Origin of the sequence: Azospirillum tabaci (assembly GCF_014596085.1) — a bacterium.
GTDB lineage: Bacteria > Pseudomonadota > Alphaproteobacteria > Azospirillales > Azospirillaceae > Azospirillum > Azospirillum tabaci.
This window is the reverse complement of record NZ_JACCJY010000038.1, coordinates 1-24,555: the sequence shown is the minus strand read 5'-3', so window position 1 is coordinate 24,555 and position 24,555 is coordinate 1. Positions and strand designations below refer to the sequence as shown.

Sequence of the window (24,555 nt, the reverse complement as noted above, 5' to 3'; positions counted from 1 at the left end):
AATGGCACCCCATCATCGTGCGGTGATCGAATGTCTACCTACACGGAGTATGTCGGGCAACGGTTGACACGCATTCCAGCCCGGCCCGGTCTGTATGCCTGGTATTACCGCCCGAAGTCGGTGGATCGGGAGGCGATTCTTCGCACGTTGGGCCGATTCTTCTCGTCGGAGAGCCAAGTCAACACCACGGTGACGCACCGTTACGGGGTGAAGCTGATTGGAAGCGCTCAGGGTGAGATTGTTTTCGGCAGCGAGGAAGAGTCGGTTCCCAATGCAATGAAAGAAGCATTCGACCGAGCTGAGCCGTTTTTGGAATGGTTCTTCCAGTCACAAGAGTTTGTGCACTTCTGTCGCCCTATCTACATCGGTATAGCCAAGAATCTCAACGATCGGGTTTACAAGCAACACTATGTTTCGCTCACCGAGTTCTGGGAAGACAATTCTAGTGTCACCCGCTACATGTCCGTTCACCCCGACGCCTCAGTCCAAAAGGTGATGGACGCACTGGAGCTTCCTCATTCGTTCGCCTTGGAGGCCCGGGTGCGAGGTATTCCCCCGATGGACCTTGTGGTTTCGATCCTTGAGACCGACCAGATGCCCGAGAGCATTGGGCCGGATAACATAGCTACCAACGAGTCTAAGACCCGCAGGGCGCTCGAACGCCTCTTGCAGTTGCTGGCCGACCCTATTTGTGGAAGACGGTGAATTATGTCGTACAACTTCTCAGTCCAAAAGTTTCCGCTTTTTGGAACCTACGGGGAGTTCTCCGTCGGGTCGGGTTCGTCCCAGATCCGCGCCCAATACGTCCTGACGAAGATCCGTCCGGGCCTACAGGGATTATGGGAGAACCAGCTGGCTTCTCAGATGAAGCCGTGGCGTGAGGTCTTCAAAATCGAGGAGCTCTCGTTCGAGGAGCTGATCCAGCGCGACCTGGACGACAGCCGGGTGGCACATGACCTGATTCCATATCTGCTTGGTGAAACCGGTCACAATGCCCGTTTCTTTCCGCCGATTCTTGCCGTCATGGTGCCGAAGCGGAGCGATCGCAGTGGAATCTCGCCCTATTATCCAGCGCCATCCCAAAATGGAGCGAGGATCAGCTTCGGCGATTTGTTCGATTTCGAGCAGGTCGAGATCAATGGCACCGTAACCCCGCTTGGGGTCATCAACTACAACCCCCAGCGCACCGCCATGGTGATCGTCGACGGTCAGCACCGGGCGATGGCCGTGCTGGCCCTTCACCGCCAGCTTAACAAGAATTGGGAAGCTGACCCGTTCGCCCCTTATTACAGCCACATCCAAGTTACGCCAGAAGCCGTCGCACATGTCGAGCTGCCGGTTTGTCTCATGTTCTTCCCAGATCTGCACGATGGCAACACCGCGCTGGAGAAAGGCCGCATCGATCTCACGACGGTCAGTCGCGAAATATTCACTGTCGTCAACAAGCAGGCCAAGGAAGTCAGTAAGTCCCGAGAGCTCTTGCTCGATGATGAAGATTTTGCTGCCTTTATGATGCGGCAGACCCTTTCTCACTTCAAAGATCGGTCGGTGGAATCCGTCCAATCCGCTCGGATTTATTCATTTGCTTTTGGCGACTCCGAGGCCGATAACGGCAGTCAAGTGATGTCCGGCCAGCTCGAGTATTGCTCGGCGGTGGCCATCCACAAAATGCACGCGGCTACGGGTTTTGGGCTACCCGGCTGCTACAACATCACCAAACCTGACGATGTCACCGACGGCCGAAAGGTGCGCAACCCAGCAAGGCCAATTGAGGTTCTGCAAGGGAGCGGCAGCACCAAGCTCCAGTCTTTGAGCCGCCGATCCGCTAAGAACCATTCCCCAGCGGATGTCCGCGCCGTCGTCGAGAGCATTGGTGCCTTAACCGACATCATAATGCTGCCGATGTTCGACCAGCTCCGCCCCTTCGCGGTGCATAACGAAGCCATGCAGGAGCTCAAGACAGCCTTGGAAGATCCCACGGCTATGGCTGATAGCGTCCAAAGCAAGTGTAGGACGCTGCTCTTTGAGGGCAGCGGGACGAAGCACGTCTTCGAAGAGCACGCCGACCGGCTGAAGGAACGATCCAAGGACCTGCTTGAGCAGGGTATGGACCTGCCAGCCCACTTGGTAAGCCAAATCAGCTATTGCGATGCTGTCACACGAGCTCTGCAGGCCCGCGAAGAGCAGGTACGAAAGGACCGCGCCTTTTTTCTGTTTAACATCGATCGTAACGGCTTTGCGGCCAACCGCGACAAAGCGACAGTAGAAGCAGAAATTAAGCTCGTTCGGGGGCGTGCAAAGGCAATTTTTGACACTGTTTCCACACAGGCGTTTCAGATCGGTTACCTAATGGCCGCGCTTTCCTTGGTCGAGCTGATGCTGCCGGACACTGGAGGGACATATGATGAGCGGCTGGAGGCCACCAGATTTGCCTCCAAGCTCCTTGTCGAGGGCGTAAACTCCTTCTTCGCTGTAACCGCCACAAAGCATAAGACGCTGACAGGATACGTGATTGAGTCGCGCGCCAAGGCGTTTGAAGCGGCGGAACCAGGATTCCGCGGCCTGCTCGCGGCCACCAACGTGCGCGAGCTGAATGAGAAGCAATGGGAGTTCTTCCGTTACGTAATTTTCGAGATTTTGCATTCGCGGTTAGCTAACGGAACTGTCCAAGCGGTACTAGCGGACCCGCAATGGCAGAGCCAAGCCGCTCGTTATCGCGCTATTCTTCCCCAGCTCCTTGACGACTTGGAGGAATTGCGCCAGCGTTACTTTGACGCTGCTGTACGGACGGCGCAGGGCGCCGCCGACTTCAAGCAAGAAGTAGAGCTAAAAAAGATGCAGGCAAAATCTCAAAATAAGTCTGATGTCGAAATTAAGACGATAGAAGAAGAAGCGCTTTTGGAGAAAATGTCGGTAACCCTTGATATCTGCAGGAATCATCTAAAAGCAAGCCTGGGTAGGGTTGAGTCTCGTAAGCAAATCTTGAAGAGATTGGTTCCTGCTGATGATACCGCGGGCTTTGAAGAGCGGGATGATATAGAAGCAGGTGAAGATTTTGATGCTGGTGCGAGTGATGCCGGCGATCCGAGCGGAGCCGGGAACGGAATTGATCCAAAATCGACGCCTCCATTCATTTAGAATGGAGGCGTGGCGTGTCCTTCATCCTGGCTGGCCCACAAGCACTTGGGTTTGGTTTTTCTTAAACGCTGACCATGCCGTCTTTGTCATTCCTATCACACGCCATTAATGACCCGAATCAGACGAAGCGGCTCGTTTGTAGCTCATCGAAGTCGGCGTACTTTGCCGATTCAGGCGAGCTACATACGTAAAGGTTCGTCTGGCACACGCCATTAGCGGGGTGTCGGCAATGGATTGGTCGCGCGGCGCACGGCATCGCTAGACCTGACGCTGTCCCACCGACGCGCACGCGGTCTACATGCGGCGCCGGCAGGCCAAGGTGGCCCGATAGGCGAATGCTGCCGGCGTCCGCAATCCACAATGGAGTGGCAGCAGGCGAGTCCGCGCGATAAAACGTCAGAGGAACGACGGTGGAAGAGGGCGACGTGGATGCGCTGAACCTTGCGGTGGTGGAAAGCCGCTGGTGGAAGACGGGCAACTGCACCGTCAAGGGCATGTTCGACATCCTAGCCGAGATCCAGACCGGCAGTCCGGTGAACTACCATTACGAGATGTTCAACAACACCGCGTCGCTACGGGAGATCATGGGACGGTTGGCGGCCGACCGGAAGATTGCGAACGTCTACATCGCCAGCCACGGCGATAAGACAGGTATCTGCGGCGCGGCCGGGAACGACGACAACTTCATCCCACGTAAGGCTCTCGGCAAGCTTCTGAAGGAAGCGACCGCCAGCCGCACCGGCGGCCTCAAGGGCATCTATTTCGGCTGCTGCCTCGTCGGCAACGCCAAGACCGCCCGCGCCCTTCTGACGCCACCCGACGGCAACGACATGGGGGTGCGATGGGTGGCGGGCTACGTGGAGGAGGTCGGCTGGGTCGCCTCCTCGGCGGTCGATATCTTCTTCTGGAACCGCTACTACGAAGTCAGCCGCAAGCACGAGGAGCGCCGGAGGAAGGCGCTGAAAAAGGGCATCGACATCCGGTTGCACGAGGCCACGAAGGTGCAACAGGTCGCCCGCTTCATGCGCCGTTTCATGCCCGGTGCGTTCCGCAACCTCGGCCTGCGCGTCTACATCCGCGACCGCGCGGCCAACGTCGTCGAGATCGGGCCACCGTAAGCGATCCCCTCTACCTCTCGCGCCTCCCCCATTGGCTCAAGTCTGACGCCCGTTCGCTTTGTTGCCGTTCTCGATGATGCGGTCGGGATCGGCGGTGCAGAGGAAGCGCTTGGCTGTCCTGTTGTGCTCGGCGATGTAGTGGTGGATGGCGGCTTGCAGGTCCACGATGCCGCGGAAGCTGTCGCGGCGCAGGCGTTTGGTCGTCAGCTTGGCAAAGAAGCCCTCACCGCGTTCAGCCAGGACGTCGAGGTCGGGGTAAAGTGGAAGACCCAGCGTAGGTGCTTTTCCAGCCAAGCCAAGACCTTTGGGTGCTTATGGGTGGCGTGGTTGTCCAGGATCACGTGCACCACCTTGCCAACCGGCACTGCAGCCTCGACGGCGTTCAAGAACTGGATGTACTCCTGATGCTGGTGGCGGGCAGCGCATTGGCCGAGAACGGTGCTGTCCGGTACGTTGAGTACGGCGAACAGCGTCGTCTTGCCCTGACAAATGTAGACATGGCGGCCCCGCTGGATCCGTTCCGGCTGGGGGGCCATTGCCGCCTGACAGAATGGCCGGAAACCGGACCGCAGGGCGGCCGTGCCGTCCTGTGCACAATGCCATGTGTGCGCTCAGCGGCGTCGCCGAGCGGTTCGGGACACGCGCGACCGCGCCTCCCGTGGACGTTGCGAACGAGGACGGTTGACGTGCAATCTGAGGACCGTATTTGCGCGCAAAACGTGTTTTTTGGCTGGGACATCTTGGGACGCATTGTCCCACGAGGCGGCTAATTCGCGAAGGTTGGCGTTGTTAAAAGAAAAGCGGTTTCAAATGTTTCTATACCGACGGCCAAGCTCTCTCTGAGGTTGCGGTGCTTCCCAAGCTTACGACGAGGGTTCGATTCCCTTCACCCGCTCCAAAATCTCCTTGAAAATCATTGGCCTGCTGAAACCCGGACGTTCAGGGTGCGGAGGCGTTTGGGATGGCCGCGGACACCAGTCCGGCGGCCCAATCCCGTTTTAAAGCACTGGTCTTACCGGTGCTTGCCGTTGTTGGAGGTCAGGGCACCGACCGCGGCGCCGGCCGCGCCACCGATCACGCCGCCCATCACGGCGCTGCCCCCCGTCAGGGCGCCGACCGCGGCACCGCCCGCGGCGCCGATGGCGCCGCCAGAGAGCGTGCGCTGTTCGCGGTGGCTGAGGTTCGAGCAACCCGTCAGAACAAGGCCGCCAACCAGGATTACTGCCAGCTTCTTCACCATGATCCTACCCGTTTTCTTCCCTGCATTCTTGAATGCCGTCAGCCTGGAGGGGCTGCGGCCAAGCCTGCGCTTGTGACACATGCTTACGGAACGAACACGCCTTTGCGTGTGACTATTCCGGGGCAGAAAGTGATCATATTCATCCCAAATGGAGCTGGTTTGCTCCTCAAGATGGGTATTCGGAGCCCTTCGGCAAAGCCGGTAGGAACTGCGCTTGGGCAACAGCGAGAAATTACAATTTAATTCTGGTTACTCTTTGTTTACCGTTATGCCGCGTCGAAACGCTGCACTGATTTGGGAGCGTTTCCCCTTTACACGATCAAGGCTGCATGGAACGTTCAGTGTCATAACGACCTGCGCGGTATCAGGACGCAGGCTCATCGAAAACGTCCCAGGATGCCCACAATGCTGCATCTTTCCAGGCCGCAGGCTTTCGCCGTCCTCCCGGCGAGCCGCCCGAGCGATCGCCGCGAACGGCACCCGCTGCAGCCGGTCAGTGCCCATCCTTGCGCGCCGGCCTTCGAACGCTCGGACGCGGCAAGCCACCCGGCGGTTCCACCTGCCGTTCCGAGAGCCGGCCAATCCACGTCCCAGACCCGCCCGGCTTTCAATGGGGAGCCGCTGGCCCGCGTCATCCACATGGCGACCACCGGCGTGTGGGTGGTGAAGCGCCATGGCCGGATGCTTGAAATCGACGGACGGCTGCACTGGAACTGCCCACGCGCCCTCACATCGGACGCCGAGCGTGCCGGCATCGCCCTGTCCGATCTGGTCATGAACACAGGTCGTCGGCTCTGAGCCCGCGGTGAAAAAACAAAAGAGCGGCGCCCGCAAGCGCCGCTCTTTCGCATGTTCCGGTCCGGAACAGAGCGGCATCAGCGCTCCATGGTCACGGCCTTGATGGTCTCGACGCGGATCTCCTCGGTCAGCCGCTCCTTGTAGGCGGCGAATTCCGGAGTGGTCTTGACCTTGTAGGAACGGGGGTGCGGCAGCTCGATGGGGATGTCGCACTTGATGCGGCCGGGGCGGGCCGACATCACGACCACGCGGCTGGCCATGAAGATGGCCTCGTCGATGTCGTGGGTGACGAACATCACCGTCTTGCGGTCGGCCTCCCAGATGCCCAGCAGCAGCTCCTGCATCAGTTCGCGCGTCTGGTGGTCCAGCGCGCCGAAGGGCTCGTCCAGCAGCAGCATCTTCGGGTCGTTGGCCAGCGCGCGGGCCAGCGCCGTGCGCTGCTGCATGCCGCCGGAGAGCTGGGCGGGATGGTGGTTCTCGAAGCCCTTCAGCCCGACCTGGGCCAGGAAGTGGTCGGCGATCGCCAACTGCTCCGCCCGCGGCAGGCCGCGCTCGCGCAGGCCGAAGCAGACGTTGTCGCGCACGGTCAGCCAGGGGAACAGCGTGTAGGACTGGAACACCATGCCGCGGTCGGGGCCGGGGCCGGACACCGCCTTGCCCTCCAGCAGCACCTCGCCGGCGCTCGGCGTCTCCAGCCCGGCGACGATGCGCAGAAGCGTGGACTTGCCGCAGCCCGACGGCCCCAGGATGGTGATGAAGTCGTTGTCGGCGACCTCCAGGCTCGTCGGCACCAGCGCGCGGGTGGGCGCCGTGCTGTTGCGGCCGGGGAAGATCTTCTCGACGTTGCGGATGGACAGCTTGCTCATGGCCGGCGCTTATCGTCCTTTGGCCCACGGGAAGAGACGGGCGTTGAGCGCCCGGAACAGCAGGTCGGTGATCAGGCCGATCACGCCGATGATGAAGATGCCGAAGATCATCTGGCCGGTGTCGAGGAAGCGCTGGGCGTCGATGATCATATGGCCGATGCCGCGCGACGCGCCCACCAGTTCCGCCACGATCACGTAGGTCCAGGCCCAGCCGAGCACGAGGCGCAGCGCCTCGAAGATCTGCGGGGCCGAGGCGGGCAACAGGACGCGCAGCACCACGCCGTCGCGCTTGGCGCCCAGCGTGTAGGCGGCCTCCACCAGATCGGTGCGGATGCCCGACACGATGACCGTCACCATGATGACGAGCTGGAAGACCGAGCCGATGAAGATGACCAGGATCTTTTGCAACTCGCCGACGCCCGCCCACAGGATCAGCAGCGGGATGAAGGCCGAGGCCGGCAGGTAGCGGGCGAAGGACACAAAGGCCTCGAAGAAGGCCTCCACCGGCTTGAAGGCTCCCATCAGGATGCCCAGCGGCACCGCCAGGGCGGCGGCCATGGCGAAGCCGGCGAAGACGCGCCAGACCGTGACGGCGATGTCCTCGGCGAAGCCGAACTCCCGGAACAGCGCGATGCCCGCCGTCAGCGTGTCGCCGGGGGAGGCCAGGAACAGCGGCTTCACGAAGCCGCCGTAGGTGGCGATGCCCCAGCCCAGGAAGAACAGCACGAAACAGGCGATGCCCAGCACCGTGCGCAGCGCCGGAGCGACCGGCTTCAGCGGAGTGAAGAGGGGGGACATGGGATTGGTGGACCGTTGTCGGGTTTGGAAGGCGGTGCCCCCTCCCTGACCCTCACCCGCTCTCGGCGGACCAGAGGTCCGCCTGCCGCGTCAGCGCAAACCTTCGGTTTGCGTGAGAGCTGGCGCAGGGGAGGGAATGGCTCCCTCCCTTGCCGAAGGCGGGGGAGGGCTGGGGAGGGGGCAAGAACTTACTTCACGAAGGACGTGTCGGTCATGCTGTCCAGGCTCGGCGGGGCCTTGCGGATCAGCTTGGCCTCCAGCATCACGTCCTGGACCTCCTTGATGAAGGTCGGCATGGTCTTGGTCAGATACTCGACGTTGCCGGCCTTGTCGTACCAGAGCACGGTCTTGGCGGAGGTGGCGAACTGTTCCGGCGTCTGGTTGACGTCGCGGGCCATGATCTCGAAGGCCTTCTTCTCGTCCTTCTTGATCTCATCCAGCGCCTCGAACCAGCTGTCGACGAAGGCCTTCACGACCTTCGGGTTCTTCTGGATGTAGTCGGGCTGGAAGGCCAGCGTGTCGATGATGACGCCCGGCGTCTGGTCCGACGTGACGATGATCTTGCCGTTGGCCTCGCGCACCTTGGACAGGTACGGCTCGTAGGTCACGGCGGCGTCGAACTGGCCGGCGACGAAGGCGTTGGCAGCGTCGGACGGCTGGAGGTTGACGGTCTGCACCTCGCCGATCGACAGGCCGTTCTTCTTCAGCACATAGGCCAGCCAGAACTGCGGCACGCCGCCATACTGCACGGCCACCTGCTTGCCCTTCAGGTCGGCGAGGCTGTTGACCGCGTCGCGCACGACGATGCCGTCGCCGCCGTGCGAGCTGTCGAGCACCAGCACCTGCGTCACGTCCACGCCGGAGGAGGCGTAGAGCAGGTGCGTGTCCACCGTGGTGGTGATCGCCTGCACCTCGCCGGCCGCCATCGCCTGGTGGCGGTTGGAGGTCGGCATCTTCTTGATCTCGACCTCGATGCCGTTCTTCTTGAAGATGCCGGTTTCCTTGGCCAGCGTGATCGGCGCGAAGCCGGTCCAGCCGCTCATCGCCACGGTCACCTTGGTCTGCGCCGAGGCCGAAACCGCGCACAGCCCGGCGACGGCCGCCGCCAGGGCTCCGGCCATCCACGACGTCTTCCTCATGATCCCCCGCTCCCGGTTCTGAAGGTGTCTTTTGATCGCGCCGGGCGGCGGCCCGCCGCCCACGCATCCGTGTGCCGCATTGTGCACGCCCGCGGGGCGGGTGGGAAGGGATGGGCGGTCGCGGTCGCGCAAGCCTGACCTTCGTTGGAAGGGCCGGAGGGAAGCTCTTGCAACCAAAGGCTTATTGGGATGCTTGCGTGCCCAATCCATATACCAACTGAACAAACCGCGACGGGTGTATGCCGTTCTTTTGGGCACCACAGAGGGGAGGCCGGACAGGATGCGCTCCATGGACCCGATGAACCCGCCGATGAACGCGACGGACCGCCAGCGCACGCTGGACTATTTCGAACGACTCGGCCGGGACAAGGTTCGGCTGTACAGCGCCATCGACTGCGACCGCTACCTGGGCGGCTGGCAGGTGCGCGAGCTGGCCGACCAGTGGCTGGCCGAGAAGGCCGCCGAGGAGCGCCCGGTGCCGCTGTGGCGGAGGATCGTCCGGCGGCGCTGACTCTGCACGCCCTGCCGTCGTTTACGCCGCCCCGGCGCTGGCCATCATCTTCCGCAGGTCGTTGGGGAAGACCGGCTTGTGCAGGATGCTGAAGCCGTTGCGGCGGGCCTCGTCCAGCCGTTCCGGGGCGGTGTCGCCGGTCAGGATGATGCCCGGCACGTCCTTGCCGACCAGACCCTGCACCGCGGCCAGGGCTTCCGGCCCGGTCCGCCCCTGCTGGAGCTGATAGTCGGCCAGCACGATCTGCGGGCGGCGCCCGTCGGCACGCAGCCGTTCCAGCGCTTGGTCGCCCGAGCGCGCGGTCAGCACGCTGTAGCCCCAGCCCTCCAGCATCGCCTTCAGGCCGAGCAGGATGATCGCCTCGTCGTCGATGACCAGCACCATGCCCTTGGTCACGCAGTCGTTGGCGGCCTGCCGGAAGAGGTCCATGGCGGGCGGGGGGACGGCGGCGCGGGGCTTCTCCACGACGACGCGCGGCATCTCCACCGAGAAGACGGAGCCGATCCCCTCCTTCGAGCGCACGCGCACGCGGTGGTCGAGCAGCTTCGACAGGCGCTTGACGATGGCGAGGCCGAGGCCCAGCCCGCGGTCGCCGCTGCCCTGGATCTGGGTGAACTCCTCGAAGATGTCTTCCAGCCGGTTCGCGGGGATGCCGACGCCGCTGTCCCACACCTCGACGCGCAGCCGGTCGGGGCCGCTGCGGCGGCAGCCGATCAGGATGCGGCCGTGGCGGGTGTAGCGCAGCGCGTTCTCGATCAGGTTGCGCAGGATGCGCTCCAGATGCGACGGGTCGGTGCGCACCCAGGCCCGCGTCGGAACGGCGCGCAGCTCCAGCCCCTTCTGGGCGGCGCGCGGCGCGTATTCGGCGACCAGCCGGCCCAGCACCTGGCCCAGCCGGACCTCCGCCGGGTTGGCGGCGATCTTGCCGGACTCCAGCCGCGACATGTCGAGCAGACCGTCCAGCAGACCCTTCAGCGTGTCCAGCGCCTGGCGCATGTTGTCGAGCAGCGGCAGGCTGGGGTGGTCCTGCAGCCGGTCGCCCAGCGCGGCGGCGAAGAGGTAGAGCGACTGCACGGGCTGGCGCAGGTCGTGGCTGGCGACGGCCAGAAACTTGGACTTGCCGGCGGCGGCGTGCTCCGCCTCCTCCCGCGCGCGGCGCAGGTCGGCCTCCGCCTGCTTGCGGCCGGTCACATCCACGGCGGCGCAGGTGATGCCGGCCAGCGCGCCGTCCGGGCCGCGCAGCGGGTCGATGGTCATGTCGTAGAAGTGGTCCTTCCCGGCGTGGCGGATGCGGACCTCCTCGCGCACGCCCTCGCCGGTCTCCAGCGCGCGGCGCTTGGCGGCGGTCAGTGCCTCGGCGTCGGCGGCGTCCTCGAACACCTCGAAATCGGTCTTCCCGACGACGCGCTCCGCCGTGTAGCCGAGCGCCGGGTTGTGCATCCAGGTGTAGCGCAGGGCGCAATCCTGGTTGAACACCACGACGCCGGAGTTGCGCAGCGCCGTGCGGAAGCGCTCGTTGGCGACGCGCAGCGCCTCCTCGGTGGTCTTGCGCTCGGTGATGTCGATGCCCGAGACGATCAGGTGGGTGATCCGCCCGTCGCTGCCGCGCATCGGGGTGACCCGGACCTCCATGATCGCCGCACGGTCCCCGGCGATGCGCACCGGGGCGTCGAAGCGGGCGGAGTCGCCGTGGGCCGCGCGCTCCACCGCCACGCGCAGGCGATCGCCCGCGGCGCCGGCGAAGGCGCGCCGGCAGGCCTCGTGGAAGGGGCGGCCAACGATCTGCTCCACCGGCAGGCCGGCGGCCTGGACGGCGGTCTGGTTGACCTGGAGCACGTCGCCCGCCGGGCTCAGCACGCCGACGAAGGTCGGCAGGGCGTCCAGCACGGCGCGCAGATGCTCCTCCGAACCGCGGAGCGCGCGCTCGCGGGCCTCCAGCGTCTCGGCCATGGCGTCGAAGGCGCGGCCGAGCTGGCCGATTTCCGACTTGCGGTCGACCAGACCGGCGCGGGCGCTGGAATTGCCGGCGCTCCACCCCTGGGTGGCGCGGATCAGCGCCTCGACCGGGCGACGGATGAACAGGGTGCCGCCGATCCAGGCGGCGAGGATGGCGACCAGCAGCCCGGTCAGCGTCATCAACAGGCCCTGGCGGGTGGCGCGGTCGATGGTGCCGGCCACGGCGGTGTGGTCGAGCCCGACGCTGATGAACAGGTCGCGCGTGCCTTGGCGGGACGGTGAATAGGCCAGCACCCGCGCCACCCCGTCCATCCCCGGCAGGGTGGTGACTCCGCCGCGCTTTTCGCCCAGCAGGTCCAGATAGGGCCGCGGCACGCGCTCGCCGCGCTGGACGATGCCGTTGGGCAGCTTGACCAGGATGGTGCCGTTGCGGTCGGTGACCAGCAGGCTGGCGTTCTCGGGAAGCGGCCGGGCGGCGAAGTTGGTGGCCAGCCAGGGCAGGTCGAGGCCGAGCGTCACCACCCCGGCGACCGTGCCGGCCTCGTTGCGGAAGGGAACGGCGAAGGGCAGCATGGCGGTGCCGGGCTCCGCCGCCGGGCCGGGGCTCGTCCATTCGCCGACGACGAAGCGGCCCTCCGCCAGCGCGCGGCGGACGTAGGGAAGGTCGGCGGCGGCGGGGGCGCTGTCGGGAACGGCGCTGCACAGAACGGCGCCGTCGCGGTCCAGGACGGACAGGGTGCGGTATTCGGGGGCGCGTTGAGCCAGCCGGATCAGATGGGCCTGGCACTGGGCGTAGTCGCCGGACCGCAGGGTGGCCGATTCCGCGATGGAGGTGACCATCAGCCGCGCGCCGTCGACGATCCGCGCCTGCTCCCCTTCGACCAGATGCAGCAGCCGCTCGGCCTGGGCCGCGACTTCCTCGGCGCGTTCCGCACGGAACTGGAACACGCTGTAGGCCTGGATCCCAAGGGCCGGCAGGACGGCCAGAAGCACCAGCAGGAAAAGTCGCGCCAGCAAGGTCATCGTGTCACAGGCTCCCATCGGGCGGGAAAGCAGCCGGAACCGAAAGTCCGCTATCGTTTCGCCTGTGTTCCGGATAACCTTTGCATGGTTAAACCGCAGTTAATGAGCCGTGTTTATTTTCTTTCAGACCGGAAACTTACCGGAATTTTCCTGGCAATAAAGGGGTAGTTGGGATGGGGTTGCTGAAGATTTACTTTTGCATTTCTCCTAAAATTTTTTGATTTTCTGTTATCGGAAGAGTTAATCACCTGCCCCTTCGATAAGCGAATGGGTTCAGGTCGATACCGGGTGCCCTCAGGAGAAGCGCCCTTCGGGCCGTTGGTCTCGAAGAGGGGCGGATGCCCGATTGGACGCACCCACGCGGGGACCCCTGCGAGGCTTCCGAAAAATAACGCTCTGCAACCTTTTGGTGAGGGTCTATCCTGGGTGTATGGAATCCTGCTCCGCAACCCATGATGAATGCGGGAAGCGTGGCACCCCCGGGCCGGATCACCCGCTTCCAGCGGAGGACGGCCGTGCTACAGTGCGCCTCCCGCCGCTCCGGAAGACCCGCTTGCCGTCGAAGTCCCATCATCGTCCGCTGGTTCTTCTTGTGCTGGCCGCGCTGCTGCCGCTGGTTGTCCTGTCGGCGGTTCTCGGCGGCGCTTGGCTGCGGGGGCAGCAGAGCGCGATGGAGGCCAACGCCGTCGCCCTGGTGGACCGGCTGTCGGCCCTGGTGAACCGCGAGTTGTCCGCGCAGATGGACGCGCTGAAGGCGGTGGCGGCGTCGCCTCTGCTGGACGGTCTGGCCGCGGGCCGTGAGGTCGATGCCGTGGCCTTCTTCGAATACGCCGAGCGGGTGCAGGGCGCGCTTCCCCTGTGGTCGACCATCGTCCTCAGCGACGTCGAGGGGAACCGGCTGGTCGACGCCCCTTTCCTGGTGGGGGGGACGAGGGGCAGGGTCGTGGACATGGACAGCCACCGGCGTGTGGTGGAGACGGGCAAGCCGGCGGTCGGCACGATCCTGCGCGGCCCGCGCGGCAGCCACGCCTTTCCCATCCGCGTTCCGGTGACGCGCAACGGGGCGCCGGTCGCCGTCCTGTCGGCGGTGGTGATGCCGGAGGGATTCCAAAGCCTGCTGTTCGGCAACAACCTGCCGCCGGGCTGGATCGCCGCCGTCATCGACGCCGAAGGACGTGTGGTGGCACGGGCCGGTGGCGACCCGGACATGATCGGGCGCCACGCCAGCGAAAACGCGCTCCGCGCCCGCCGCGCCGCCGGCAGCGGCGTCTATGACGGGATGAGCCTGGAGGGCACGCCGACGGTGGTCGCCTTCCGCACGCTGCCCGATTACGGCTGGTCGGTTCACTTCGCCATCCCGCAGGACGCCTATCGGGCGCCGGTCTCCACCGCCGTATGGCTGGCCGGTGCGGGGGCGTTGGCCAGCCTGTTGATGGCCGGCGCCTTCCTGTGGCTTTTCGCCCGCGAATTGCGGCTGCGTCGCCGTCAGGAGGCGGCACGGGAGGAAAGCCTGCGGCTGGAGGCCCTGGGCCGAATGACCGGCGGCGTCGCCCACGACATCGCCAATCTGCTGACCGTCGTGATGAGCGGCATCGCCGTCATCCGCAGCCGTGCCAACGATCCGGCGCGCATCACCCGCGTGCTGCCCGAGATCGAAGGTGCGGTGGCGCGCGGGCAGGCGTTGATGCGGCAGATGGCCGCCTTCGGCCGCCGCAGCGTCTACGAGCCGGTGCCCTTCCATCTCCAGGACCGCAAGGCGTCGCTGGAGGCCCTGCTGGCGCGCTCCGCCGGCAGCGCGGTCGACACCGCGCTGATCGTTCCGGACGACCTCTGGCCCATCATTGCCGATCCGGACGCCATGGAGGTGGCGCTGCTCAATCTGGCGGTGAACGCGCGCGACGCCATGCCGGAGGGCGGCACGCTGACCGTCATGGCGGAAAACCGCGGCCTGCTGGGCCGGCGGGGCGACGACACCGGGCTGACCGGCGATTTCGTGGCGCTGGCCGTCCGCGACACCGGAACCGGCATCCCGCCGGAGCATCTGCGCCGCATCTTCGAACCCTTCTTCACCACCAAGCCGGAGGGGAAGGGGACCGGGCTGGGGCTCAGCCAGGTCTTCGGCTTCGCCCGGCAGTCGGGCGGAACGGTCACGGTGACCAGCACCGTCGGGGCCGGAACCACCGTGACGCTCTATTTGCCGCGGGCGTCGATGGGCGAAGGTTCCGCCTGAACCGGGCAATGGCCAAGGCGGTGATGAAGGCGGCGGGGAACCGCCACGCCGGGCGCCGTGTTGAACGGGCGCCATGAACACCCCATTCCGCACGCCCCCCCACTCCACCACGACGGACGGCGCCCCGCGCACAGTCGGCGTGGAGGTCGAATTCGCCAACCTTGACGCCCCCTCCGCGGCGGCGGTGGTGCGCAGCCTCTACGGCGGCGCGCTGGAACCGGAAAGTCCGCACCGCTGCCGGGTGACCGGCACGCGGTTGGGCGACTTCTCGGTGGAGTTGGACATGCGTTCCGCACATCCGGGCAAGGCGGAGGCCGGCAAGACGGAGGAGAGCGAGGCCGGCCCGCTGGGAAAGGTGGTGGACGGTGTGGTGGAGGCGCTGCGGCCCTGGTGGGGCAACATCGGCAGCCTCGTCATGCCCTTCGAGATCGCCGCCCCACCCATCCCCATCGCCCGGCTGGCCGAGCTGGAGCCGCTGTTTTCCGCCTTGAGCGACCAGGGTGCGGCCGGCACGGACGCCAGCCCGCTGTTCGCCTTCGGTCTGCACCTGAACCCGCAGGTGGCGCGCACCGACGGGGAATATGTGCTGGACCATCTGAAGGCCTTCCTGCTGCTGGCCCCCTGGCTGCGCCGCGAGATCCGCGTCGACCCGACCCGGCGCCTGACCGGCTTCATCGCCGCCTTCCCGGTGGACTACGCGGTGAGGGTCGTCGATCCCGCCTACCGCCCGGACCTCGACGGGCTGATCGGTGACTATCTGGAGGCCAACCCGACCCGCAACCGCGAGTTGGACCTGTTCCCGCTGTTCGCCCATCTCGCCCCGGAGACGATGGCGGCCAAGCTGAGCGACCCGCACGTGCGGCCCCGCCCGACCTTCCATTACCGCCTGCCGAACGCCCGGCTGGGCGATCCGGACTGGAGCCTTGCCCAGGATTGGAACCGGTGGGTGGCGGTGGAGGAGCTGGCGGCGGACCGCGACCGGCTCGACGCTCTGGGGGTGGATTTCCGCGCCTTCGCCGCGCGCAAGGCGCTGGACGGCTGGGCCGCCGAGGCGGGCCGGCGGCTCGCCGTCTGACGGGGGCGACATGGCCGCCTTCATCGCAAGGGGACGCCCCCTGATCGGAGTCACCGCGTCGGTGCACGGCAGCCGCATCGCCTGGTGGGCGAACCGTCTGGCGTTGCGCCGCGCCGGGGCGCGGGCAGTGCGCATCACGGCGCGCGACCCCTTTCCCATCGAGCGGCTGGACGGGCTGGTGGTCGGCGGCGGCGACGACATCGACGCCGCCCTCTACGGCGAGACCGCGCGCCCGAAGGTGCGCATCGACCCGGAGCGCGACCGGCTGGAGCTGTGCGCGCTGGACGACGCTGCGGCCCGGCGGCTTCCCGTGCTGGGCATCTGCCGGGGCTCGCAGATGATCAACGTGCACCGCGGCGGCTCGCTGCTCACCGACATCCACGAGGTCTACGAGGAGGCGCCGCGCCTGCGCACGGTCCTGCCGCGCAAGCGCATCCGAATCGACCCGCGCAGCCATCTCTACCGCATCCTGGGCATCGCCGAATGCCGCGTGAACGCTCTGCACCATCAGGCGGTGGACCGGCTGGGCGACGGCCTGCGCGTGGTGGCGCGCGAAACTGTGGGGATCGTCCAGGGGATCGAGGCGGTCCACCATCCCTTCCTGATCGGGGTGCAGTGGCATCCTGAATATCTGGTCGCCGACCAGCGCCAGCAGGCGCTGTTCCGCATGCTGGCCGCCACCGCCGCCGGAACCGCCAGCCTGGAGGACGCCACCGCTCTGTAGTGCCTCTTAACCGTTCGTTGTGCCACCATTTCCCTCGCGCGTGGAACCGGTTATCCTAACGATCGGGCCTAACGATCGGGCCGCCGCAACGGCGGAGGGGCGAGCGCGTGACGGACAGACGGGCGGGCCGGCGGCTTCGGCTGCACACGGTGACGATGCTCACCGCGCTGGCCACGGCGTTTCTGATGGCCGGGCTGACTTTCGGGGTGGGCGGAGCCTTCGTCCGGGTGCTCGACCTTGCGGAAGAGGCGGACCGCGCCATCGTTCCCCAGATCGCCCGCCAGCACCAATACGCCGTCTTCGCCGCCCGCATGGGCCAGCTCGCCGAAGCCGTCCTGCGCTCCCGCTCGCCGGAGGAGCGCGCCGGTGCCCTGGCCGAGGTAGAAGGCGTGTCGCAGCGCTTCGCGGCGGACGCGGCGGCTCCAGCGCTTTTGCAACGGCTCGAACAGGCCATCCAGGCGGTTCGCCGCACCGCGGAGCGGGCCGACGCCATCGATGCCCTGGCGGCCCAGGCCGTCGCCCTGCAGCGCAAGGGGGATGAGGCGTTCCTCGGTCTGCTGCGCTCCGGCGCTCCCCTGGTGGTGCAGGAGCCTTACCACCGTGCGCTGGAGGCGCTGAGCGCGGGCCTGATCGCGACGGACACGGAACAACTCTCCGTTGAGGTCGCCCGCTTCCACCAGCACGCCGCCGAGGTGGTGAACGCGCTGATCCCGCTGGAGCCGGGAGAGCGGGCGCCGCTGGCCCGCGCCGCGCGCGACCTGGACGGGTTGGGAGACCTGTTCACGCTGCGCCGGACCATCCTGTCCGAAGCGGGGTTGATGGGGCTGGAGACGGAGATCGCCCACGGCGTGCTGAACGACCTCAGCGGCAGCCTGACCGACGCCGCCGCGACCAACACGCGGCGCATCGCCGAGACCTTGACCGATCAGGCGCGCAGCGGCCTGTGGATCGTGCTGGTCGGGCTGGGCATCGCCTCGGCGGTGCAGACGGTGCTCTACGTGCTGCTGCGCGTCCACGTGGTCCGCCCAATCCGCCGCGCGTCGCAGGCGCTGGCCATGGTGCAGCAGGAACGCCGGACCGTCCGGCTGCCGCCCGCCCTGTTCGCGGAGCTTCAGGCCATCTCCACCAGCGTGGAGCGCTTCGGCACGGCGCTGGTGGAAACCCACGCCTACGCCGAGGCGCTGAAGGCGGGGGAGGAGCGGATGCGCGCCATCCTGGCGGCCTCCCCCTTTCCCATCGTGATCGCGCGGCGGTCGGACGATTCCGTCCTGTTCGCCAACCCGCAGGCCGAGGCGCTGTTCGGGACCGAGGGGCCGCGGCTGACGCTGACGCGCAACGCGTGTTTCTTCATCCACACGTCCGACGCCGCCCGGCTGTCCCGTCTGGTGGCCGAGCAGGGGGCGGCGAGCGACCTGGAAATGGAGATGCGCACCGCCGGGGGGCGGCCCTTCTGGGCGATGATTTCCGCGGTGGAGATCCGCGACGTGGACGAGCCGGCCATTCTCATCGCCGTCAACGACATCACCCTGCGCAAACGGTCCGAGGAGGAGACGGAGGCCGCCAAACAGCGGGCCGAAAGCGCCCTGGCCGATCTGCGCGACACCCAGGCCCACCTGATCCAGGCGGAGAAGATGGCTTCGCTCGGCGGGATGGTGGCGGGGGTGGCGCACGAGGTGAACACGCCGGTGGGCATCGCCCTGACCGGCATCACCCATCTGGCCGACCAGACCCGCAAGGTGGTCCGCGGGGTCGAGGCCAACACGCTGCGCCGCGCCGACTTCACCGGTTACCTGACCACCGCCGGGGAGGCCTGCCGGCTGATCGAGACCAACCTGAACCGCGCCGCCGAACTGATCCAGAGCTTCAAGCAGACCGCCGTGGACCAGACCAGCGAGGAACGGCGCCGAGTCGATCTGGCCGCCTATCTGGACGACGTGCTGACCAGCCTGCGCCCGCGGCTGAAGCAGACCCCCCACCGGGTGGTGGTGGAATGCCCGGCGGGCCTGTGGGTGGACAGCTATCCCGGTGCGCTGTTCCAGGTCCTGACCAACCTGACCATGAACGCGGTGGTCCACGCCTATCCGGACGGGCGGGCCGGCACGCTGACCGTCGCCGTGACCCGCCCCAACCCGCAGGAGGTCGAGCTGCGCTTCTGCGACGACGGCTGCGGCATTCCCGCCGCCCATTTGGGGCGCGTCTTCGATCCCTTCTTCACGACGCGGCGCGGCGAGGGGGGAAGCGGGCTCGGCCTGCACATCGTCTACAACATCGTGACCACCCGCCTGCGGGGCAGCATCCGGGTGGAAAGCCGGGAAGACGGCCAGGAGAGCGGCCAGACGAGCGGCCAGAAGAGCGGAGGCACCTGCTTCGTCCTGCGCTTCCCCGCCGAGGCGCCTCCCGCGGTGGACTCCGGCGAACCGGCTGCGATCAGGCCGGAGCCGGTGGCCTGAAACGGAAAAGGGCGCGCCGGAGGTCCCGGCGCGCCCTTCGGTGCAAACCTTGAAGCCGTTACTTGCTGCCGTCCGGGCCGCAGTTCGGGGTGCCCGGCGGGCAGTGGGTGCCGGTCGCGGTCTGGTTGTCGCGGGCCGGGTTGCTGCTGGTGGCGCTGCCCAGGCCCGACGGCGCGGTGGTCTGGCCCTGCCAAGTGCCCCCCGACGAGCCGCTGCCGATGGTGCCATTGCCCATGGTGCTGCCCGACGAACCGGGCATGGTGGTCCCCGGGGTGTTCATGGTGCCGGACGAACCGGACGTGCCCGGCGAGGTGACGCTGCCCGGCGTGGAGCCCGGACCGGAGGTGCTCAGGCCGGTGGACGGCGATGTGGTGGTGCTGGGAACGGTCGGGCTCACGGCGGTGCCACCCGACTGGGCGACGGCGGAGCCGGCCATCAGGGCGAGCGCCGAAGCGGCGGCGATCAACAGGGTACGCATCCTCATCTCTCCATCTGGTGACGGCGCCCTTTGGCCGGGCGCCACCTGGCGGGGGTTCGGGCGAGGATTCAGTCCGGCGCCCTGCGGCGCGCCCATCCCCCATTCGTCACTCCCAACAGGACGCCCGGGGCATCGTTGCGGCAAAACCGGAGGCCCATTCCGATCTTTTGGCGGTCCGCCCACCGTCCAGGCCCTCCATCCGCTCCCATCCAGATGCGGGCTCCGGGCGATTCCGGAGCAGCCGGGCGCCCAGCGGAACAGGCCGCCGCCAAAAGAGTTGACGCAAGCACCGTTACGGCACATCGAGGCAGGAATGAGCGATCATCGGGATGCGGCGGACCTTGCCGGGGCGCGGCCGATCCTGCGTCCCGGCGCCACCTGCTGGCGGACCGAGCGGGCGGACCGGGTGGCCGTGCTGGTCGACGGCGCCGCCTTCTTCGCGGCGGTGCGGGCCGCCCTGCTGCGGGCGCGGCGGTCGGTGATCCTGCTCGGCTGGGACATCGATCCGCGGATGCGCCTCGACCCCGACGACCCGGAAACGCTGGGCGACTTCCTCGCCCGCCTGATCCGCCACCGTCCGTCGCTGCAGATCCACGCGCTGAAGTGGGACATGCCCTTTCCCATCTCGCTGGAGCACCCGCACGGGCCGCTGGAGCGGCTGAACCGGCGCACCGGGCCGCGGCTGACGCTGGAGCTGGACGACGCCCTGCCGGTGGGGGCGGCGCAGCACCAGAAGCTGGTGGTGATCGACGACGCGCTGGCCTTCTGCGGCGGCATCGATCTGGCCGGAGACCGCTGGGACACGCCGGAGCACCGCGACAACGACCCGCGCCGCCGCTGGCCGACGGGGGAGCTTCACGCGCCGCGCCACGACGTGATGATGGCGGTGGACGGACCCGCCGCCCGCGCGCTGGGGCTGATGGCGCGCGAGCGCTGGAGCCACGCCACGGGACAGGCGCTGCCGCCCCCGCCGCCGGAGGGCTTTCTTGCGGGCGCCGCCGACCCCTGGCCGGAGGGGCTGCACCCGCTGATCACCGACGCGGCGGTGGGCATCGCCCGCACGCTTCCCGACTGTCTGGTCGGCCGTCCGGTTCGCGAGAACGAGGCGCTGACCTTCGCCGCCATCGCCGAGGCACGGCACAGCATCTATCTGGAGAACCAGTATTTCGCCTCCTTCCGTGTGGCTGAGGCGCTGGCCCGGCGGCTGCGCGAGCCGGACGGGCCGGAGGTGGTCGTCGTCGTCCCCATGGAAAGCCCGAGCTGGTTCGACCGCATGGCCATGGACACGCCGCGCGGCGTGGTGCTTCAGGAGCTGCGCGCCGCCGACCGCCACGGGCGCCTGCGCGCCATGACCCCGCTGACCGAGGGCGGCAACGGCATCGTCGTGCATTCCAAGCTGATGGTGGTGGACGACCGGCTGCTGCGCATCGGGTCGAGCAACCTGAACAACCGCTCCATGGGCTACGACACGGAATGCGATCTGGCGGTGGAGGCGTCGCCGGGCGACCGCAGCACCGCCAACGCCATCGGCGCGGTGCGCAACCGCCTGCTGGCCGAGCATATGGGCGTGGACCCGTCGGAGATGACCGCCGCCGTCCGCGCCACCGGCGGTCTGGTGGCCGCCATCGACCGTTTGAACAAACCGTCCGGACGTCGCCTGGCGCCGCTGCCCGACACCGACCCCGGCCTGACCGAGCAGGCCTTCGCCGCCCTGCGCATCGCCGATCCCGACCGTCCGGAGGAAGCCTGGGCCGTGTGGAAGCGCATGCCCCCGGCCCCGGCGCCGGCCCGCTCCCTGACCCGCGCGGTGGGGGCGGCCCTGTTCACCGCCGGGGCGATCGCCGGGGTCTACGCCGTCGCGCGGGCGATGGTCGAGACCGAGCGCGGCGACCGCTGAGCAGCGCGCCGCACAGGTCGGTCAGGCGGCGCGCTTCCGGATGCCGGACAGTCCGCGAAGATCCTCCTCCAGACCGTTCAGCCGGGCCAGCCCGCCGCTGATCGCGTCCAGCTCCCGCCGCAGCCCCTCGGAAACGCGCAGGTCCCCGGCGAAACCGGCCAGCGTGTCGGCCAGGGAATCGCCCAGCCGGTCCAGCTCGCCCATCAGCCGCCGCTCGTGCCCGGCGACGTCCTGCTGGCCGGCGCTGAGGTTTTGCAGGCGGTCGGCCAGATCGGACAGCAGCGCGTGCTCGGCGGCTACCTTGGCCTGGGCGTCCTGCCCGGCGATCTGCTGGGCGATCGCCTGCTGCATGCGGTCGATGCCCTTCTGGATCACCTGGATGGCCTCGTTCGACTGGCGGGCCAGATCGCGCACCTCGTTCGCCACCACGCGGAAGCCATGGCCGTATTCCCCGGCCCGCGTCGCCTCGATGGCGGCGTTCAGCGCCAGCATGTTGGTGGCGGACATGATGCGGGTGATGGCGTTGACCGAATCCTCCAGCGCGCGGGATTCCGCCACGATCTGCTCGAACCGCGTCAGGTCGGAGGTCGCCTCCGCCCGGCGGCGGTCCAGATGCTCCTGGAGGCTGGCGAGAAGCGCGCGGTTCTGCGTGGCGCAGCGCTGGGCGTCGTCGTGGCGGCCGGCGATCTGCACCCCGCTGTCGCGGATGAAGCCGACCAGGGCGGCCACCGCGTCCTGCGTGTCGGACAGGCGGGCGCGCAGGGCCTGCACTTCCCGCTCCGCCTGATCGAGCGCCGCGCCGACGCGGGCCTTGGCCAGTTCGACCGCCTGCGGCACCTCGGCGATGGCGCGCTCCGCCTCCGGCGGGATGCCCTGGGGGCGGCGCGCGAAGGCCAGCCGGGCGGCGCACAGGCTGCCGAACTCGTCCAGCGGGCCGTCCATGCCGTTGTCGCGCAGCAGGCGGCGCCACTCCTCCGAATCCCGGTGCAGGGTGACGAACAGGCGGTTGGCCTCGTCCGTCGTCAGCGTTTCGCCGTCGAAGGTCAGATGCTCGTGCGGGATGAAGTTGAACAGCGAGGTGACCATGGTCCGCCGCGTTTCCAGCACCCAATACTGGACGACCATCACCACCATGATGGTGACGATCATGCCGAGCGCCGCCGCCGGCCCCTCCGGCACGCCGAAGCGGTGCAGCGTGGCGTTCCACAGCGGGTTGAGGAGAACCACCACCACGATCACCGGAACGCCGATGATGAGGAGAAGCAAAGCCTGCGCCTTCAGGAATCCCTTGCTGAGCATCGCCCCCTCGTCACCCCGTCCAGTGGTCATTCCGAATTCCCGCGCAATCAGAAGGACGCCAAGGCCCATCGTGTTCGCGCATGGTAAAACCACACACCATAAAAGGTAAAGAAGCATTGATTTTGCTCAGCATTCGAGACAATTTTTCCGGAGGGCTGCGGTTCAGGCGCAATGGCGGTGCGGGGCGGCCAAGTTGGAGCGGAAAAACCGGCGGGAAATCGGGCCGGAATCGAGGCGGGCGAGCCGTTTCCGGCCCGCCCGTTCTTGGTCACGCACGATCTGCGTCAAATGGCAGCATGGCCCGTCAGGAGCGCGTCTCCGCCACCGAGCCCGGTTCGGAAATCACGATGTCGACGCGGCGGTTCTGCTGGCGTCCCGACTCCGTGCTGTTGGAGGCGACCGGCTGGGCCGACCCCAGGCCCTGGGCGGCGATGCGGCTGGGGTTGACGCCGCGCGCGGTCAGCGCGTCGCGCACCGCCATGGCCCGCTCCTCGGACAGGCGCAGGTTGGTGGCCGACGAACCGGTGGTGTCGGTGTAGCCCTCGATCCGCACGGTGCGTTCCGGATTGCGCTGGAGGAAGTTGGCGAGTTCCCCCAGACGCGCGTCGGCGCCGGAGGTCAGCCGGGCGCTGCCGGTGGCGAACAGCACGTCGCCCAGCGACATCACCAGCCCGCGCTCCGTCCGTTCCGCCTGGAGGGCGCGGATCTGGTCCTGGAGGCGGTAGGTCTCGGCGTTGGCGACGACCTGCTGCGCGCCCTTCATCGCCGCCACGTCCTGGGCGATCTGGAGCTGCCGGTTGGCGAGATAGGCCTGATGGTCCATCTCCGCCGTGTTGCCGTCGCTGCGCGCCCGCTCGCCGCGCTGCAGCGCCTCTTCGGCGCGGCGCAGCTCCAGCGTGGCGTTGCTGGCCAGCTGGGGGTTGGCGGCGGCGCTGGAATAGGACTGGCGCGCCTGGGCCAGGGCCGGGGTGTCGTCCTGGGTTGCGCAGGCGCCGAGCGACAGGGCGACGACGCCGAGCGACGCCAGGGCCAGACTTTTCCCCATCTTGCGGGTCTTCTTGTTTGTGCTGTGCATCACGGCGTGCCCTCCAGCGTGCGCGGGGCGCTCCAGGTCGAGGTTCCGCTCATGGCCGACGGGGCCAGGGGAGCGGCGGCGGACGCGGCGGGCGCCCGGCCCGCGGCGCCCGGCATGCCGGCGTTGGGGTTGGCGAGCGTGCGGACCGCGCTGGCGGCCTGCTGCGCCGTCGCGCGCTGCGAGCGCACGGTGGCGAGTTCGGCGTCGGCCTGCGCCTGTTCGGCCAGACGGCGGGCTTGGGTCCGTTCGTCCTCGCGCATGGCGGCGTCGGCGGCGGCCAGCTTCTCGCGGGCGGACTGGAACTCCGCGGGGGCGTGCTCAAGGGCGCCGGCCCGTTCGGCCTGCTGGATGGCCTGCGCCGACGCGCCGAGCTGGGCGGTCGGCGGCGGCACGCTGCCGGCGCAGGCGGCCAGCCCGAGCGATGCCGACAGGATGGCCGCTGCGCGCCATCCCAAAGTCGAAATGCTGTTGCGGTTCATGCTGCGGCTTCCCGAATGACCGCGGTGTTTGGCCGCGGGAGAGTGTTCGCCGCTCCAACGCGCCGCCGGGTGGAAGGTTCCTTGCCGGCACATCCGCTCCGGGAAACGCCCCGCTTGCGCGCAGAAAGACGGCCGGGGGAGTGCCCCGGCCGCAAGGTCTGCCTGGATGGGAGGGGGAAAGGGGAGGGGGTTACTTCTGGATGCCGATGACCTGCTGCTGGGCCTTGTTGCCGATGCCGGCGGAGAGGTTGGAGACGGTGC

At 67.4% G+C, this 24,555-nt stretch carries 19 protein-coding genes and 1 pseudogene; 10 read left to right on the top strand and 10 right to left on the bottom strand.

Annotated features, from left to right (window positions below; all coding sequences use genetic code 11):
* The first annotated feature begins 30 nt into the window (after nt 1–30).
* The 3 genes from H0B54_RS25760 to H0B54_RS25750 all read left to right on the top strand — a co-directional run bounded on the left by H0B54_RS25760 (nt 31) and on the right by H0B54_RS25750 (nt 4,256).
* Nucleotides 31–705, top strand: coding sequence for a hypothetical protein (locus H0B54_RS25760; RefSeq protein ID WP_211109554.1), 675 nt, complete (start codon nt 31–33; stop codon nt 703–705).
* A gap of 3 nt (nt 706–708) precedes the next feature.
* Nucleotides 709–3,138 carry a ParB N-terminal domain-containing protein gene (locus tag H0B54_RS25755; protein ID WP_188262693.1) on the top strand — a complete coding sequence of 810 codons (2,430 nt, stop codon included), beginning with the start codon at nt 709–711 and terminating at the stop codon, nt 3,136–3,138.
* Nucleotides 3,139–3,548: 410 nt separating this feature from the next.
* Entirely contained in the window at nt 3,549–4,256 is a 708-nt protein-coding gene (locus H0B54_RS25750) for a hypothetical protein (RefSeq protein ID WP_188262692.1), read from the top strand.
* Nucleotides 4,257–4,292: 36 nt separating this feature from the next.
* Here H0B54_RS25750 and H0B54_RS30035 read toward each other — a convergent pair.
* Nucleotides 4,293–4,756, bottom strand: a pseudogene (locus H0B54_RS30035) (transposase); the annotation flags it as partial.
* Between the two features lie 512 nt (nt 4,757–5,268).
* Complete coding sequence (locus H0B54_RS25735) at nt 5,269–5,496, bottom strand: YMGG-like glycine zipper-containing protein (protein ID WP_094307091.1); 228 nt, start codon at nt 5,494–5,496, stop codon at nt 5,269–5,271.
* Nucleotides 5,497–5,901: 405 nt separating this feature from the next.
* On the opposite strand from H0B54_RS25735, the gene H0B54_RS25730 reads away from it, so the two are divergent.
* Nucleotides 5,902–6,294 (top strand): hypothetical protein, encoded by a 393-nt coding sequence (locus tag H0B54_RS25730; RefSeq protein ID WP_188262690.1) that lies wholly within the window; start codon nt 5,902–5,904, stop codon nt 6,292–6,294.
* 77 nt (nt 6,295–6,371) lie between these two features.
* Here the strand turns inward: H0B54_RS25730 and H0B54_RS25725 are convergent, their stop codons facing one another.
* From H0B54_RS25725 to H0B54_RS25715, 3 genes are all read right to left on the bottom strand, one after another.
* Nucleotides 6,372–7,160, bottom strand: coding sequence for an ABC transporter ATP-binding protein (locus H0B54_RS25725; RefSeq protein WP_188262689.1), 789 nt, complete (start codon nt 7,158–7,160; stop codon nt 6,372–6,374).
* 9 nt (nt 7,161–7,169) lie between these two features.
* The gene (locus tag H0B54_RS25720) at nt 7,170–7,958 is read right to left on the bottom strand and encodes an ABC transporter permease (protein ID WP_188262688.1); all 789 of its coding nucleotides are present in this window, start codon (nt 7,956–7,958) and stop codon (nt 7,170–7,172) included.
* Between the two features lie 188 nt (nt 7,959–8,146).
* Entirely contained in the window at nt 8,147–9,097 is a 951-nt protein-coding gene (locus H0B54_RS25715; RefSeq protein ID WP_137139760.1) for an ABC transporter substrate-binding protein, read from the bottom strand.
* Between the two features lie 289 nt (nt 9,098–9,386).
* Here H0B54_RS25715 and H0B54_RS25710 point away from each other — a divergent pair, with 289 nt between their 5' ends.
* Nucleotides 9,387–9,608, top strand: a complete 222-nt coding sequence (locus H0B54_RS25710) for a hypothetical protein (protein WP_137103943.1) — start codon at nt 9,387–9,389, stop codon at nt 9,606–9,608.
* Between the two features lie 21 nt (nt 9,609–9,629).
* Here H0B54_RS25710 and H0B54_RS25705 read toward each other — a convergent pair whose 3' ends face one another.
* The gene (locus H0B54_RS25705) at nt 9,630–12,587 is read right to left on the bottom strand and encodes a PAS domain-containing protein (protein ID WP_188262687.1); all 2,958 of its coding nucleotides are present in this window, start codon (nt 12,585–12,587) and stop codon (nt 9,630–9,632) included.
* Nucleotides 12,588–13,140: 553 nt separating this feature from the next.
* Here H0B54_RS25705 and H0B54_RS25700 point away from each other — a divergent pair.
* The 4 genes from H0B54_RS25700 (at nt 13,141) to H0B54_RS30450 (ending at nt 19,066) form a co-directional block, all read left to right on the top strand.
* Nucleotides 13,141–14,817, top strand: a complete 1,677-nt coding sequence (locus H0B54_RS25700) for an ATP-binding protein (RefSeq protein ID WP_188262686.1) — start codon at nt 13,141–13,143, stop codon at nt 14,815–14,817.
* 73 nt (nt 14,818–14,890) lie between these two features.
* A complete protein-coding gene (locus H0B54_RS25695; protein WP_188262685.1) occupies nt 14,891–15,892 on the top strand; it encodes an amidoligase family protein in 1,002 nt (333 codons plus the stop codon).
* A gap of 10 nt (nt 15,893–15,902) precedes the next feature.
* Entirely contained in the window at nt 15,903–16,616 is a 714-nt protein-coding gene (locus tag H0B54_RS25690) for a gamma-glutamyl-gamma-aminobutyrate hydrolase family protein (protein ID WP_188262684.1), read from the top strand.
* Nucleotides 16,617–16,723: 107 nt separating this feature from the next.
* Complete coding sequence (locus H0B54_RS30450; protein WP_188262683.1) at nt 16,724–19,066, top strand: ATP-binding protein; 2,343 nt, start codon at nt 16,724–16,726, stop codon at nt 19,064–19,066.
* A gap of 58 nt (nt 19,067–19,124) precedes the next feature.
* Here H0B54_RS30450 and H0B54_RS25680 read toward each other — a convergent pair whose 3' ends face one another.
* Nucleotides 19,125–19,544 (bottom strand): hypothetical protein, encoded by a 420-nt coding sequence (locus H0B54_RS25680; protein WP_094307080.1) that lies wholly within the window; start codon nt 19,542–19,544, stop codon nt 19,125–19,127.
* A 313-nt stretch (nt 19,545–19,857) separates the two neighbouring features.
* Here H0B54_RS25680 and H0B54_RS25675 point away from each other — a divergent pair, with 313 nt between their 5' ends.
* A complete protein-coding gene (locus tag H0B54_RS25675; RefSeq protein WP_188262682.1) occupies nt 19,858–21,441 on the top strand; it encodes a phospholipase D-like domain-containing protein in 1,584 nt (527 codons plus the stop codon).
* Between the two features lie 21 nt (nt 21,442–21,462).
* On the opposite strand, the gene H0B54_RS30025 is transcribed toward H0B54_RS25675, so the two are convergent.
* The 3 genes from H0B54_RS30025 to H0B54_RS25660 all read right to left on the bottom strand — a co-directional run bounded on the left by H0B54_RS30025 (nt 21,463) and on the right by H0B54_RS25660 (nt 24,294).
* A complete protein-coding gene (locus H0B54_RS30025; RefSeq protein ID WP_246472814.1) occupies nt 21,463–22,770 on the bottom strand; it encodes a methyl-accepting chemotaxis protein in 1,308 nt (435 codons plus the stop codon).
* A gap of 274 nt (nt 22,771–23,044) precedes the next feature.
* Entirely contained in the window at nt 23,045–23,815 is a 771-nt protein-coding gene (locus H0B54_RS25665; RefSeq protein WP_188262681.1) for an OmpA family protein, read from the bottom strand.
* The gene (locus tag H0B54_RS25660; protein WP_188262680.1) at nt 23,815–24,294 is read right to left on the bottom strand and encodes a DUF4398 domain-containing protein; all 480 of its coding nucleotides are present in this window, start codon (nt 24,292–24,294) and stop codon (nt 23,815–23,817) included. The genes H0B54_RS25665 and H0B54_RS25660 overlap by 1 nt, the downstream gene beginning before the upstream one ends.
* Nucleotides 24,295–24,555: the final 261 nt, after the last annotated feature.